The following is a 14,361-nucleotide window of genomic DNA, read 5'->3' on the forward strand; positions in this document are numbered from 1 at the left end:
GGGAGCCGACGCGAAGGGCCCGCCCTCCTCCGGGAGAGCGGGCCCTTTGCGCACCCGTCAGCCGCGTCCGCGCAGCGTCCGGTAGGTGGTCACCAGCGCCTGCGTCGAGGCGTCCAGACCGGGCACGTCCGCGCCTTCGGTCAGGGCGGGCTCGATGCGCTTGGCGAGCACCTTCCCGAGCTCCACGCCCCACTGGTCGAAGGAGTCGATGTTCCACACGGCGCCCTGGACGAACACCTTGTGCTCGTACAGCGCGATCAGCTGGCCCAGTACCCCGGGGGTGAGTTCCGTGGCCAGGATGGTGGTCGTCGGATGGTTGCCGTGGAAGGTCTTGTGCGGGACCAGCGACTCCGGCGCCCCTTCCGCGCGGACCTCGTCGGCCGTCTTGCCGAAGGCCAGTGCCTGGGTCTGCGCGAAGAAGTTGGCCATCAGCAGGTCGTGCTGGGCCGCCGGGGCCGCTTCCAGCTCGGCCACCGGGTTCGCGAAGCCGATGAAGTCCGCGGGGATCACCTTCGTCCCCTGGTGGATGAGCTGGTAGTAGGCGTGCTGGCCGTTGGTGCCGGGCGTGCCCCAGACCACCGGGCCGGTCTGCCACTCCACCGGATTGCCGTCGCGGTCCACGGACTTGCCGTTGGACTCCATGTCCAACTGCTGCAGGTACGCGGTGAAGCGCGAGAGGTAGTGGCTGTACGGGAGCACCGCGTGCGACTGCGCGTCGAAGAAGGCGCCGTACCAGATCCCCAACAGGCCCATCAGCAGCGGGGCGTTCTCCTCGGCGGGCGCCGTGCGGAAGTGCTGGTCCATCAGGTGGAAGCCGGCCAGCAGGTCGCGGAAGGCGCCCGGGCCGATCGCGATCATCAGGGAGAGCCCGATGGCCGAGTCGAAGGAGTAGCGCCCGCCGACCCAGTCCCAGAACTCGAACATGTTGGCCGGGTCGATGCCGAACTCGGTGACCTTCTCCGCGTTGGTCGACAGCGCCACGAAGTGCCGTGCCACGGCAGCCTGGTCGCCGCCCAGTCCGGCGAGCAGCCAGCTGCGCGCCGACGTGGCGTTCGTGATGGTCTCGATGGTGGTGAAGGTCTTGGAGGCGATGATGAACAGCGTCTCCTCCGGGTCCAGGTCGCGCACGGCCTCGTGCAGGTCCGCCCCGTCGACGTTGGACACGAAACGCACGGTCAGGGCGCGGTCGGCGAAGGCGCGCAGGGCCTCGTAGGCCATGGCGGGACCGAGGTCGGAGCCGCCGATGCCGATGTTGACGACGTTCCTGATGCGCTTGCCGGTGAAGCCGGTCCACTTCCCCGACCTGATCTGCTCGGAGAAGGCCGCCATCTTGTCGAGGACCGCGTGCACGCCGGGGACGACGTCCTCGCCGTCCACCTCGACGACGGTGTCGGCCGGTGCGCGCAGCGCGGTGTGCAGGACCGCCCGGTCCTCGGTCGTGTTGATCTTCTCGCCGCGGAACATGGCCTCGCGCAGCTCGGCCACGCCCGCCGCCGCAGCCAGTTCGCGCAGCAGCTCCAGCGTCTCGTCGGTGACGAGGTGCTTGGAGTAGTCGATGTGCAGGTCGCCGACCCGCAGCGTGTAGCCGGCGCCGCGGCCGGGATTCTCCTCGAACAGCTGCCGCAGATGCGTCTGGCCGAACTCCTCCCGGTGCTTGCCGAGTGCCTGCCACTCGGGCGTCCGGTTGAGCTTCGTACGGCTGCCTGCGTTCATCTCGGACATCAACCCACTTCTTCCGTCCTGTCGTGCCCCGCCGTTCACCAACTTAAGGGATCACAAGCGGCGCAACGCACACAAAGAGGCCCGGCCCCGCAGGAGAGGTTCCTGCGGGGCCGGGCCACACGTCACATTCGCCGGGCGGGGTCAGATCTCGCCCCGGAGCTTGGCGAGCGCCTCGGCGAGGATCGCCTCGCCGTCGGCGTCGGAGCGCCGCTCGCGCACGTACGCCAGGTGCGTCTTGTACGGTTCGGTGCGCGGCGGCGCGGGCGGGTTGTCCCGGTCCTGGCCGGCCGGGAACCCGCAGCGCGGGCAGTCCCAGGTGTCCGGCACCTGCGCATCGCTGGCGAAGCTCGGCTGCGTCTCGTGCCCGTTCGAGCACCAGAAGGAGATGCGCAGGCGGGGCGCGGACTCCCCGCGCTCTGCCTCACCCATCGGCCCCGCTCCGACCCGGCTACCACGGATCGCGTTGCCACTTGCCACGGTCGTAACTCCCTGCGTGATGGTGCCGCGGAGTGTGAGTGGAATTTCCGCCGCGGAGCGCCCAAGTCTACGTAAGGCCCAACGCACGTCCAGTGAGCGGAGTTACTGATTCCACGTCGTGAACGCCAGCCTCATGATAGGCCGGGCGATGCCGACCGGACTGCCGGAATGGCGAGAACGGTCAGCTGCCCGTCTTCATCACGAGGCCGAGCGCGACGATGCACGCGAACCAGAGCAGACCCACCACGACGGTGATGCGGTCCAGGTTCCGCTCCGCGACGGAGGAGCCGCCGACCGACGACTGCATGCCGCCGCCGAACATGTCGGAGAGGCCGCCGCCCTTGCCCTTGTGCATCAGCACGAGCAGCATCAGCAGGGCGCTGAAGACGATCAGGGCGATCGAGAACCCCATAATCACGGCTGATTCCTACTTTCTGGCTTTTCAGGCTTTCCGGCTTTGCGAGATGTGCGCGGGGGCCAGCGGCTGGTGGTTCAGCCTCTGGCCCCCGCAAGGGTACGACGGATCGGCCCTACCGCATACTCACTGGTCGCGGAAGCGGACGATCTTGACGAACTCGTCCGCGTCGAGCGCCGCGCCGCCGATCAGGGCGCCGTCGACGTCGGGCTGCGCCATGATCGCCGCGATGTTCCCGGACTTCACGGAGCCGCCGTACTGGATGCGGACCTTGTCGGCCAGCTCCTGCGAGTACAGCTCCGCGAGGCGGCCGCGGATCGCCCCGCAGACCTCCTGGGCGTCCTCGGGGGTGGCGACCTCGCCGGTCCCGATGGCCCAGACGGGCTCGTAGGCGATCACGATGGACTCGACCTGCTCGGCCGGGACGTCCTTGAGGCCGCCGTCGAGCTGGGTGATCGTGTACGGGACCTGCTGGCCGGCTTTGCGGATGTCCAGGCCCTCGCCGACGCACAGGATCGGGGTGATCCCGTGCTTGAAGGCGGCCTTGACCTTGGCGTTGCAGATCTCGTCGGTCTCGCCGTGGTACTGGCGGCGCTCGCTGTGGCCGACGGCCACGTACGTGCACCGCAGCTTCGACAGCATCGGGCCGGAGATCTCGCCGGTGTAGGCGCCGGAGTCGTGCGCGGAGATGTCCTGGGCGCCGTACTTGATCTTCAGCTTGTCGCCGTCGACCAGGGTCTGGACGGAGCGCAGGTCGACGAAGGGCGGCAGGACCGCGACCTCGACGGCGTCGTGGTCCTTGTCGGTGAGCGCGAAGGCGAGCTTCTGGACGTGGGCGATGGCCTCGAGGTGGTTGAGGTTCATCTTCCAGTTGCCCGCCATGAGCGGGGTGCGGGTGGTCATACGGGTTCAGCCCTCCAGGGCGGCGAGGCCGGGGAGCGTCTTGCCCTCGAGGTACTCGAGGGAGGCGCCGCCGCCGGTAGAAATGTGGCCGAAAGCGTTCTCGTCGAAGCCGAGCGTGCGGACCGCGGCGGCAGAGTCGCCGCCGCCGACCACGGTGAAGGCGTCGCTGTCGACGAGGGCCTGCGCGATCGCGCGGGTGCCGCCGGCGTAGTCGGGGTGCTCGAAGACGCCCAGGGGGCCGTTCCAGAAGACGGTCTCCGCGTCGGCGATCTTCGAGGCGTACAGCTCACGGGTCTTCGGACCGATGTCCAGACCCTCCTTGTCGGCGGGGATCTTGTCCGCGTCGACGGTGGTGTACTCGGCCGGGGCCTTGGTCTTCAGGTCGGGGAAGTCCGTCGAGGCCAGGATGTCGACCGGCAGGACGAGCTCGACGCCGGTGGACTCGGCCCGGGCCATGTACTCCTTGACCTTGTCGACCTGGTCCTTCTGGAGCAGGGAGATGCCGACCTCGTGGCCCTGGGCGTGGAGGAAGGTGTAGGCCATGCCGCCGCCGATCAGGAGGCGGTCGGCCTTGCCGAGCAGCTCGTCGATGACGGCGAGCTTGTCGGAGACCTTGGCGCCGCCGAGGACCACGACGTACGGGCGCTTGACCTCGTCCGTCAGCTTCTTCAGGACGCCGACCTCGGTGGCGATGAGCTGGCCGGCCGCGTGCGGGAGCCGCGCGGGCAGGTCGAAGACCGAGGCGTGCTTGCGGTGGACGGCGCCGAAGCCGTCGCCGACGTAGATGTCGGCGAGTTCCGCGAGCTGGTCCGCGAAGGCGCCGCGCTCGGCGTCGTCCTTCGAGGTCTCACCGGCGTTGAAGCGGAGGTTCTCGATGACGGCCACCTGGCCGTCGGTGAGGGCGGCGACGGTCTCCTTGGCGGAGGAACCCACGGTGTCGGTGGCGAACGCGACGTCCGCGCCCAGCAGTTCACCGAGGCGCGCGGCGGCCGGCGCGAGCGAGAAGGCCGGCTCCGGGGCGCCCTTGGGGCGGCCGAGGTGCGAGGCCACGACGACGCGGGCGCCGGCTTCGGCGAGCTTCGCGATCGTGGGCTGGACGGCGCGGATGCGGCCGTCGTCGGTGATCGTGCCCTCGGCGAGCGGAACGTTGAGGTCCGCGCGGACGAAGACCCGCTTGCCCTTGACGCCTTCGGCGAGCAGTTCGTCGATCGTCTTCATGTGTTTCTGACTCCTTTGGGCGCCCGTGTCGGGGGCGAAGAACGACTGGCAAGCTACAGGGTCCGGGCTGCGCATCGTCGCGCGGCCCGGACCCTGTGCTTCACATCGTGGTGTCAGCCCTGGAACTCAGAGCTGGCCGCCGACGAAGACCGTCAGGTCCACGAGGCGGTTGGAGTAGCCCCACTCGTTGTCGTACCAGCCGACGACCTTGACCTGCTTGCCCTGAACCATGGTCAGGGAGGAGTCGAAGGTGCAGGACGCCGGCCAGTTCACGATGTCGGAAGAGACGATCGCGTCCTCGGTGTAGTCGAGGATGCCCTTCAGCTGGCCCTCGGAGGCCTTCTGGAAGGCGGCGTTGATCTCGTCCTTGGTGACCTCGCGGTCGAGCTCCAGCACGAGGTCCGTGACCGAGCCGGTCGGCACCGGGACGCGCATCGCGATGCCGTCCAGCTTGCCCTTGAGCTGCGGCAGGACCAGCGCGGTGGCCTTGGCGGCACCCGTCGAGGTCGGGATGATGTTCTCGGCGGCGGCGCGGGCGCGGCGCAGGTCCGAGTGCGGGAAGTCCAGGATGCGCTGGTCGTTCGTGTACGCGTGGACCGTCGTCATCATCCCCTTGACGATGCCGAAGTTCTCGTCGAGGACCTTGGCCATCGGCGCCACGCAGTTCGTGGTGCAGGACGCGTTGGAGATGACGTGGTGGTTGGCCGCGTCGTACTTGTCCTGGTTGACGCCCATCACGATGGTGATGTCCTCGTCCTTGGCGGGAGCCGAGATGAGGACCTTCTTCGCGCCGGCCGCGATGTGCTTGGCGGCGTCCGCCTTCTTCGTGAAGATGCCGGTCGACTCGATGACGATGTCGGCGCCCAGTTCGCCCCAGGGGAGGTTCGCGGGGTCGCGCTCGGCGAAGGTCTTGAAGGTGTTGCCGGCGACGGTGATGGTGTCGTCGGTGTGGGACACCTGGGCCTTGAGGCGGCCCAGAATGGTGTCGTACTTGAGAAGGTGCACCAGGGTGGCGTTGTCAGTCAGGTCGTTGACACCGACGATCTCGATGTCCGCTCCCTGCTCCAGGAGGGCCCGGAAGTAGTTGCGGCCAATGCGGCCAAAACCGTTGATGCCTACGCGGATCGTCACGAACCGATCTCCTCGTTGGTGCGCCGGTGAGAGCGCCGGCGAGCTGTAAATGGGATGTCCCCGACCGCTTACGACCCTACCTCTCCGTGAGCTTTTGGGTGACATCGGTCGAGGGCTGACACTCCCCCCACTTCGCGGGGTACCCCCGCCGGAGCCCGCCCCGGACGCTCCGGCGCGGGCCCCGGGGACCTTGGCCCCGGTCACTCTGGGTGAGCGTCGAAGGTGGCGCTGTTCAGCGGTTGAGCGAGCGGAGCGCCTTACCGACGAGTAGAGCGCGATCCGCCGCCGCGGGCAGGTGTTCCAGGCCGAAGCCCAGAAGTACGGTGTCACGCGTGGTCACCGAGGCGTAGGACCGGAAGAGCTCTCCTGTCCGGGACCAGTCGCCCGCGACGTCGGGGCTTCCGGCCGGTGCGCCCTGGGCCGCCCAGGCGCCGAGCGAGGCCTCGAACCCCTCGGCCGCCTGCTCCCCGCCGCCGGTCGACAGGCGCACCTCGTCCGCGAAGACGCCGCGTCCGCCCGTGCTCGGGTCGGTGATGGAGGAGAGGGAGAGCTCGACGGACCGGCCCGCGTAGGCGCTCAGGTCGAAGGAGACCTGCTTCCAGCCGCCGGAGGAGCCGGTGAAGGTGTTCCACTGGCCGCTGGTGCCGTGCGGGGTGCAGCCGCCGCCCTCCAGGGTGAGGTAGCGGCGAAGGAACGGGTGGCCGTTGATGAAGAAGCCGGCCGCGCACTCCTCGGGGACGGCCGGGCTGCTCAGGCCGCCCGCCTCCGGCAGCATGGTCCAGTCGTCGCCGCCGGCGCTGCGGGCCTCCAGCGCGGCGTGGTCGTAGCCCTCTTCGAGGTTCCAGTTGAGGGCGAGCTTCAGCTGCGGCCGGTCGGCCGCGGTGACGCCGGTGAGGTCGATGGTGCGGACGAGCCGCTTCCAGTCGCTGTCGGTGTGCAGCGCCGAGGCCATCCCGGCGCCGGCGTAGGGGGCGTACTGGTTCGTGATCCCGGTGTACCGGCCGGCCTGTGCGCTGCTGAACTGCGGGAACTGCGCGGGGGCCAGGGTCTCGGAGGTCACCGTGTAGGCGCCGGGCGCGTTCAGCGGGTTGCCCGCGGCGTCGCCGAGGCCGCCGTTCGCGCCCTGCAGGGCGCCGGCGCCGGTGAAGCCGGTGGCGCCGGGGGTGCTGTTGCGGCTGTAGGCGCCGAGCCAGTACTGGCTGAAGTCGTTGGTCACGGCGCGGCCGACCTGGGCGTTGCCGCCGGCCGGCTCGCCGGCCTCGATCAGCCTGCCGCCTTCGTTCAGGAAGTCACGGACCGCCAACTGCGTCTCTCCGCCGGGCGTCTTGGCTCCGGTGTAGTGGACGGCCGTGCCGAAGTGGGAGAGGACCCCGAGGTGGTGCGGGACGCCCTGGACGGCGACGTCCCAGACCGCGGCGGACCTGCCGTTGGCGCGCAGCGCGTCGACGTACTTCTGGGCGTGCTGGGCCGCGGCGCCCTCCTCGGCGATCACCAGGACGTCCGCGCGGGGCCGCTCGGCCACCGTGTACGTGAAGTGCTCGCTGGAGACCTGCTTGCCGGAGCGGTCGCGGCCGGTGAACCAGACCTCGACCTTGTCGCCGGGCCCGGTGCCCTCGACCTCGGCGCGGTACTCGTCGAACCAGTTGTTGTCCTCGCCGCCGTAGACGTCACCGCCCTTCCAGGCCCTGAGGTCCTCGTCGTGCGTGCGGCCGCCGTTGATCCGGTACTTGAGTTCCTTGCCCTTCAGCGCCTTGCGGGCCGTGACGGCGACCTCCTGGTCCTGGCCCCGGGCCGCGTAGGAGGTGGTGAAGGGGTCGGTGGTGAAGTCGGCCGCGCTCAGCCCGACGGGGGACGAGGGGCGGTCTGGGTGCGCGGCGCTCTCGCCGACCGCGAGGGCGAAGGGGACGTTCTTGGCGAACTCCGCCTGGATGAGCTTCTCGTCGTCCGGGAAGTTGAAGCCCGATGCGCAGTCCTCGGGCTTCCACCGGTCGGCCGGGTCGGCCGCCGAGGCGGTCTGGCAGGTGGTCATCTCCGGCGTGAACATCATGATGCCGTTGACGTTGGACGCGTGGCCGTCGGCCTCGCCGTTGGTGGTGTACAGCTCGGAGGACACCTGGGGGTAGTAGCCGGGGACGGCCGGGTTCTCGGGGGTGCCGGCGAGGGCCTTGTAGGCCACGTCGTCGGGCGTGGGGGTGGCCACCTGCCACCCCACGCCGTAGAGGATCAGCTCGGCGGCCGAGTGGTAGTTGATGGCGTAGTCGAAGCCGACGCGCTTCTCGAAGGCGTCGAGGGCGGCGGTCTCGGGCTCGGAGGAGGCCTTGGGGCCGCGGTAGGTCTCGCTCGCCCGGTTCGGCGAGGAGCCCTCGTTGTCGTAGCCCCACTTGAAGGCGAAGTTGCGGTTGAGGTCGACGCCGTCGCCGGCGGTGATCTGGCCGTCGCCGTTGTTGTCGCGGAGGTTCTTGCGCCACAGCCGCTGGCTGTCGGCGGCGTGCGTGTGGTCGTAGCCGTCGGGGTTGGCGCTGAGCAGGAACCACAGCTCGCTGGAGTCCACCAGCCTGGTGATCCGCTGGTCCTTGCCGTAGTTGTCGAGCGTGTGGTGCATCAACCGCCGGGTCATCTCGGGGGTGATCCACTCGCGGGCGTGCTGGTTGGACATGTAGAGCACCGAGGGCTTGGCGCCGTCCTCGGTCTTCTTCGCGTTCTTGCTGACCTTCAGGGCGAGGATGTCCTTGCCCTGGACGGTCTTGCCGATGGAGACGACCTTGGTGAGCGCCGGGTGCTCCTGGGCCGTGCGCAGGATCTCCTCCTGGAGGCCGCCCTTGCCGCTGTACGGGCGGAACACGCCGTCCCCGGCCGCCTTGGCGCGGGCCAGGGCCTGGGCCGGGATCCTGCGCTCGGCGAGCTCGACGCCCTGGGCTGCCAGCTCGCCCGCCTGTGCTTCCGTCAGGAAGAGCTCGACCCGGGCGGTCCCGGTCTCCGGGGCGCGCTCGGTGAGCTCGTGGGCGTCCTGGCCGGCCGCGAGGACCAGCGGCACCTGTTCCCGGGTGATGTCGGCGTCGTAGACCCGCACCTCCTCGGCGCCGGACGCGGGGCCGGGCGCGGCGGTGCCGGGCCGCGCCTGGGCGGTCGCGGGCAAGGCGGCGAGTGTGGTTCCGAAGACGAGTGCGCTTGCGGCGAGGATGACTCTCGCGCGGTGACTCATGTGCCCCCCTGGGCGTCGGCTGCCACGAAAGGTTCGGACGCCAGACTCAAGACCGGCCCATGCTCATGTCAATGGGGCATGCGGGAAAGGGGCCCGCACGAGTGATCGCGCGAGCCCCTTCTGCCGTAGGGAGTGTCTCGGCCACAGGGCCTATCCGGCCATGTTGTCGGCCATCTCCTCGCTGAGGTCGAGGTTCGACTCGGTGCCCGGGATGCCGAGGTCCTGGGCCCGCTTGTCGGCCATCGCGAGCAGGCGGCGGATCCGGCCGGCGACGGCGTCCTTGGTCAGCGGCGGGTCGGCGAGCGCGCCCAGCTCCTCCAGGGAGGCCTGCTTGTGCTCCATGCGCAGCCGGCCGGCCGCTGCGAGGTGCTCGGGGACCTCCTCGCCGAGGATCTCCAGCGCGCGCTGGACGCGGGCTCCGGCGGCCACGGCGGCCCGCGCCGAACGGCGCAGGTTGGCGTCGTCGAAGTTGGCGAGGCGGTTGGCGGTGGCGCGCACCTCGCGCCGCATCCGCCGCTCCTCCCAGGCCAGCACCGACTCGTGTGCGCCGAGCCGGGTCAGCAGAGCGCCGATCGCGTCGCCGTCGCGGACCACGACCCGGTCCACGCCGCGCACCTCGCGCGCCTTGGCGGCGATGGAGAGCCTGCGGGCGGCGCCCACCAGGGCCAGGGCGGCCTCCGGGCCGGGGCAGGTGACCTCCAGGGAGGAGGACCGGCCCGGCTCGGTGAGCGAGCCGTGGGCCAGGAAGGCGCCGCGCCACGCTGCCTCGGCGTCACAGGTGGCCCCGGAGACCACCTGGGGCGGAAGACCCCGGATGGGGCGTCCGCGGCCGTCCACGAGGCCCGTCTGGCGCGCCAGCTGGTCACCTCCGGCCACGACGCGGACCACGTAGCGGCTGCCGCGGCGCAGTCCGCCGGGGGCCATCACCACCAGGTCCGAGGAGTGGCCGAAGATCTCCAGGATGTCCTTGCGCAGGCGGCGGGCGGCGATCCCGGTGTCGAGCTCCGCCTCGATGACGATCCGGCCGCTCACCAGGTGCAGCCCGCCCGCGAACCGAAGGATCGCCGAGACCTCCGCTTTTCTGCAGCAGGTCCGGGTGACGGGGAGCCGGGAGATCTCATCCTTCACCGCTGGCGTCATCGCCATGGGCCGATCCTTCCATGCATCCGAAAAATACGGTCGTACGCGGCGGCCAGCAGCTCCGGGTCGTGCTTCGGTGAGCCGTCCTGCCTGGCCACGGGGGCCAGCTCGACCGCGGCACCGAACCGTTTCGCGGCATCGGCGAGGGACTCGCGGTCGGGCACGGCGGCCTCGTCGGCCAGCACCACGTCCAGGGCGAGTTTAGGGGCGTGTCGGGCCAAAACCTCCAAATGACGCTGCGGAGAGAAGCCCTCTGTTTCGCCGGGCTGCGGCGCGAGGTTCAACGACAGCACCCGCCGGGCCTTGGTCTCGACGAGCGCGTCCAGCAGTTCCGGCACCAACAGGTGCGGAATCACGGAGGAGAACCACGAGCCGGGACCCAGCACCACCCAGTCGGCGTCCAGGACCGCCGCGACGGCTTCCGGTACGGCCGGCGGGGCGCTCGGCACGACCTGCACGGAGAGCACCTCGCCCGGTGTCAGGGCCACGGTGGCCTGCCCGCGTACGGTGTCGACGTCCTCGGGACGGGCCGGGTCGTGGCCCCTGACCAGGGCCTGGAGCTCCAGCGGCACCGCCGACATCGGCAGCACCCGGCCGTGTGCGCCGAGCAGCCGGCCCACGAGGTCGAGGGCCTGGACGGGGTCGCCGAGCTGTTCCCACAGGGCGACGATCAGCAGGTTGCCGACGGCGTGGCCGTGCAGGTCGCCCTCGGACTGGAAGCGGTGCTGGATGACGCGGGCCCAGGTCTGGCCCCAGTCGTCGTCCCCGCACAGCGCTGCCAGCGCCTTGCGCAGGTCGCCGGGCGGCAGGACGCCGAGCTCCTCCCGGAGCCGTCCGCTGGAGCCGCCGTCGTCGGCGACGGTGACCACGGCGGTGAGGTCACCGGTGATCCGGCGCAGGGCGGCGAGGGAGGCCGACAGGCCCTGGCCGCCACCGAGCGCGACCACCTTGGGCGTGGCGCCCCTCCGGCGGCCGGAGCGGCCCGCGCCTTCCTCTCCCCGTCCCGGGGTGAGGCGGCGCAGGCGGCTCAGCCGCGGGGTCCGTGCGGTCACTCGCGCCCCATGTCCCGGTGGACGACGACGGTCTCGACTCCCTCGGAGGCGAGGCGGGCGGCGAGCTTCTCGGACATGGCCACGCTGCGGTGCTTGCCGCCCGTGCACCCGACCGCGATGGTCACGTACCGCTTGCCCTCACGGCGGTAGCCGGTGGCGATGAGCTGGAGCAGCTCGGTGTAGCGGTCGAGGAACTCCTTGGCGCCGGGCTGGCTGAAGACGTACCCCGACACCTCCTCGTTGAGCCCGGTGAAGGGGCGCAGCTCCGGGACCCAGTGCGGGTTCGGGATGAAGCGGCAGTCGACGACGAGGTCGGCGTCGACGGGGAGGCCGTACTTGTAGCCGAAGGACATGACGGTGGCCCGCAGCTCGGGCTCCTCGTCCCCCGCGAACTGGGCGTCCATCTTGGCGCGCAGCTCGTGCACGTTGAGGCTGGAGGTGTCGATCACCAGGTCGGCGTCGCCGCGCAGCTCGCGCAGGAGGTCGCGCTCGGCGGCGATGCCGTCGGTGATGCGCCCGTCTCCCTGGAGCGGGTGCGGGCGGCGGACCGACTCGAAGCGGCGGACCAGCGCGTCGTCGGAGGACTCCAGGAAGACGATGCGGCGGGTGACGCCCTTGCTGTCGAGGTCGGCGAGGGACTCGCGCAGGGCGTCGAAGAACTGGCGGCCGCGGACGTCGACGACGACCGCGATGCGGGCCACGTTGCCCTGGGAGCGGGCGCCGAGCTCCACCATGGTGGGGATCAGCGCGGGCGGCAGGTTGTCGACGACGAACCAGCCGAGGTCCTCCAGACACTTGGCCGCCGTGCTGCGGCCGGCCCCGGACATGCCGGAGATGATCACCAGCTCGGGGATGGCCGCCTCGGCGGTCTCGCCGGGCTCCATTGTCGTGCCCGTACTCACCTGTGCTCCGTCTCGGTCGTGCGTGGTCTCGTGCTCGGTCATTGCTCGGTCCCCCGTTCGGACGATGCTCCCGCTGGCGCGGGGTTCTCATCCTCAATGATCTCTCCTGTGGCCGTGTTGACGGCAGGACCGGCGGGGACCGCCCCGGCGAGGGCCGCGGCCACGGTCTCGGCCGTCTTCCGTCCTATGCCCGGGACCTCGCAGATCTGGTCGATTGTCGCCTGTCTCAGCTTCTTCACCGAACCGAAGTGCTTCACCAGGGCGTGCTTGCGGCTCTCGCCGAGGCCGGGCACCTCGTCCAGCGGCCCCGACTTCAGGCGCTTGCCGCGCTTGCTGCGCTGGTACCGGATGGCGAAGCGGTGGGCTTCGTCACGCACCCGCTGGAGCAGGTAGAGGCCCTCGCTGCTGCGGGGCAGGACGACGGGGTCGTCCTCGCCGGGCACCCAGACCTCCTCCAGCCGCTTGGCCAGGCCGCAGACGGCGACGTCGTCGATGCCGAGCTCGTCCAGGGCCCGCTGGGCGGCGGCCACCTGCGGCTGTCCGCCGTCGACGACGACGAGCTGGGGCGGGTAGGCGAAGCGCTTGGGCTTCCCGTCGTCCTCGGGGGCCGGCCCGGCGGCGTCCTCGCCCTCTTCGGGGTCCCACTCCCCCGTTTTCAGCTTCTCCTGGAGGTAGCGGCGGAAGCGCCGGGAGACCACCTCGTGCATGGAGCGGACGTCGTCCTGCCCCTCGAACGACTTGATCTGGAAGCGCCGGTACTCGCTCTTGCGGGCCAGCCCGTCCTCGAAGACGACCATCGACGCGACGACGTCGTCTCCCTGCAGGTGGGAGATGTCGAAGCACTCGATGCGCAGCGGGGCGCTGTCGAGGTCCAGCGCCTCGGCGATTTCCTCCAGCGCCCGGGAGCGCGTGGTGAGGTCGCTGGCGCGCTTGGTCTTGTGCAGGGCGAGGGACTGGAGCGCGTTGCGGTGCACGGTCTCCATCAGGGCCTTCTTGTCGCCGCGCTGCGGTATCCGCAGGCTGACCTGGGACCCGCGGCGCTCGGCGAGCCACTGGCCCAGCGCGGGCGTGTCCTCGGGGAGCGCGGGGACCAGCACCTCCTTGGGGACGGCCTCGCCCTTCTCCTCGCCGTAGAGCTGCTGGAGGGCGTGCTCGACGAGGCCGGCGGTGTCGACGGCCTCGACCTTGTCGGTGACCCAGCCGCGCTGGCCTCGGACGCGGCCGCCGCGGACGTGAAAGATCTGCACGGCCGCTTCGAGCTCGTCCTCGGCGACGGCGATCAGGTCGGCGTCGGTGGCGTCGGCGAGCACCACGGCGTTCTTCTCCATGGCGCGGCGCAGCGCTCCGATGTCGTCGCGCAGCCGGGCGGCCTTCTCGTACTCCGTCTCCTCGGCCGCCGCGTGCATCTCCTTCTCCAGCCGGGAGAGGTAGGCGCCGGTGCGGCCGGCCATGAAGTCGCAGAAGTCCTCGGCCAGTTCGCGGTGCTCCTCGGGGGTGACCCGGCCGACGCAGGGCGCGGAGCACTTGCCGATGTAGCCGAGGAGGCAGGGGCGGCCGATCTGGGCGGAGCGCTTGAACACCCCGGCGGAGCAGGTCCGTACCGGGAAGACCCGCAGCATCAGGTCGACGGTCTCGCGGATCGCCCAGGCGTGGGCGTACGGACCGAAGTAGCGCACGCCCTTCTTCTTGGGGCCCCGCATGACCTGGACCCGGGGGTACTCCTCGTTCAGGGTGACGGCGAGCGAGGGGTAGCTCTTGTCGTCCCGGTACTTGACGTTGAACCGGGGGTCGTACTCCTTGATCCAGGAGTACTCCAGCTGGAGCGCCTCGACCTCGGTGGAGACCACGGTCCACTCGACGGAGGCGGCGGTGGTCACCATGGTGGCGGTACGGGGGTGCAGGCCCGCGACGTCCTGGAAGTAGTTGGCCAGGCGCTGGCGCAGGCTCTTGGCCTTCCCGACGTAGATCACCCGGCGGTGCTCGTCGCGGAATCTGTAGACCCCCGGGGAGTCGGGGACCTGCCCCGGCTGGGGGCGGTAGCTGGAAGGGTCGGCCATGCCAACCACCCTACTGGCGCGCACCGACAACGACCCGCAGCCGTCCGGCCTCCGGCCCGGTGCGCGGATGGCCTCGCGGGCTCCGGGTGACCGTGCGGCCGACCCGCTGCACGGGGCTTCCCGGGCTCCGCCCGGACCTGGT

At 70.6% G+C, this 14,361-nt stretch carries 11 protein-coding genes; all 11 read right to left on the bottom strand.

The window, feature by feature from the left end; translation table 11 throughout:
* Window positions 1-57 precede the first annotated feature (57 nt).
* On the bottom strand, window positions 58-1,713 hold the full coding sequence (gene pgi / locus AB0F82_RS26125; RefSeq protein WP_362631792.1) for a glucose-6-phosphate isomerase: 1,656 nt from the start codon (window positions 1,711-1,713) through the stop codon (window positions 58-60).
* Between the two features lie 150 nt (window positions 1,714-1,863).
* Window positions 1,864-2,199 carry an RNA polymerase-binding protein RbpA gene (locus tag AB0F82_RS26130; protein ID WP_010352468.1) on the bottom strand — a complete coding sequence of 112 codons (336 nt, stop codon included), beginning with the start codon at window positions 2,197-2,199 and terminating at the stop codon, window positions 1,864-1,866.
* A gap of 181 nt (window positions 2,200-2,380) precedes the next feature.
* Entirely contained in the window at window positions 2,381-2,611 is a 231-nt protein-coding gene (secG, locus tag AB0F82_RS26135; RefSeq protein ID WP_356811981.1) for a preprotein translocase subunit SecG, read from the bottom strand.
* 129 nt (window positions 2,612-2,740) lie between these two features.
* On the bottom strand, window positions 2,741-3,517 hold the full coding sequence (gene tpiA, locus AB0F82_RS26140) for a triose-phosphate isomerase (RefSeq protein WP_362631743.1): 777 nt from the start codon (window positions 3,515-3,517) through the stop codon (window positions 2,741-2,743).
* A gap of 6 nt (window positions 3,518-3,523) precedes the next feature.
* The gene (locus AB0F82_RS26145; RefSeq protein ID WP_356811979.1) at window positions 3,524-4,735 is read right to left on the bottom strand and encodes a phosphoglycerate kinase; all 1,212 of its coding nucleotides are present in this window, start codon (window positions 4,733-4,735) and stop codon (window positions 3,524-3,526) included.
* 126 nt (window positions 4,736-4,861) lie between these two features.
* A complete protein-coding gene (gene gap, locus AB0F82_RS26150; protein ID WP_356811978.1) occupies window positions 4,862-5,866 on the bottom strand; it encodes a type I glyceraldehyde-3-phosphate dehydrogenase in 1,005 nt (334 codons plus the stop codon).
* A gap of 232 nt (window positions 5,867-6,098) precedes the next feature.
* A complete protein-coding gene (locus AB0F82_RS26155) occupies window positions 6,099-9,068 on the bottom strand; it encodes a M14 family metallopeptidase (protein ID WP_362631746.1) in 2,970 nt (989 codons plus the stop codon).
* Window positions 9,069-9,218: 150 nt separating this feature from the next.
* Window positions 9,219-10,214 (bottom strand): DNA-binding protein WhiA, encoded by a 996-nt coding sequence (gene whiA / locus AB0F82_RS26160; protein WP_030009075.1) that lies wholly within the window; start codon window positions 10,212-10,214, stop codon window positions 9,219-9,221.
* Window positions 10,205-11,260, bottom strand: a complete 1,056-nt coding sequence (locus tag AB0F82_RS26165) for a gluconeogenesis factor YvcK family protein (protein ID WP_356811976.1) — start codon at window positions 11,258-11,260, stop codon at window positions 10,205-10,207. Before AB0F82_RS26165 ends, whiA begins: the two co-directional genes overlap by 10 nt.
* On the bottom strand, window positions 11,257-12,204 hold the full coding sequence (rapZ, locus tag AB0F82_RS26170; protein ID WP_030659985.1) for an RNase adapter RapZ: 948 nt from the start codon (window positions 12,202-12,204) through the stop codon (window positions 11,257-11,259). The genes AB0F82_RS26165 and rapZ overlap by 4 nt, the downstream gene beginning before the upstream one ends.
* Window positions 12,201-14,219, bottom strand: a complete 2,019-nt coding sequence (uvrC, locus tag AB0F82_RS26175) for an excinuclease ABC subunit UvrC (RefSeq protein ID WP_362631748.1) — start codon at window positions 14,217-14,219, stop codon at window positions 12,201-12,203. Before uvrC ends, rapZ begins: the two co-directional genes overlap by 4 nt.
* Between the last annotated feature and the right edge of the window lie 142 nt (window positions 14,220-14,361).

Source organism: Streptomyces virginiae, assembly GCF_040638905.1.
Classification (GTDB): Bacteria; Actinomycetota; Actinomycetes; order Streptomycetales; family Streptomycetaceae; genus Streptomyces; species Streptomyces virginiae_B.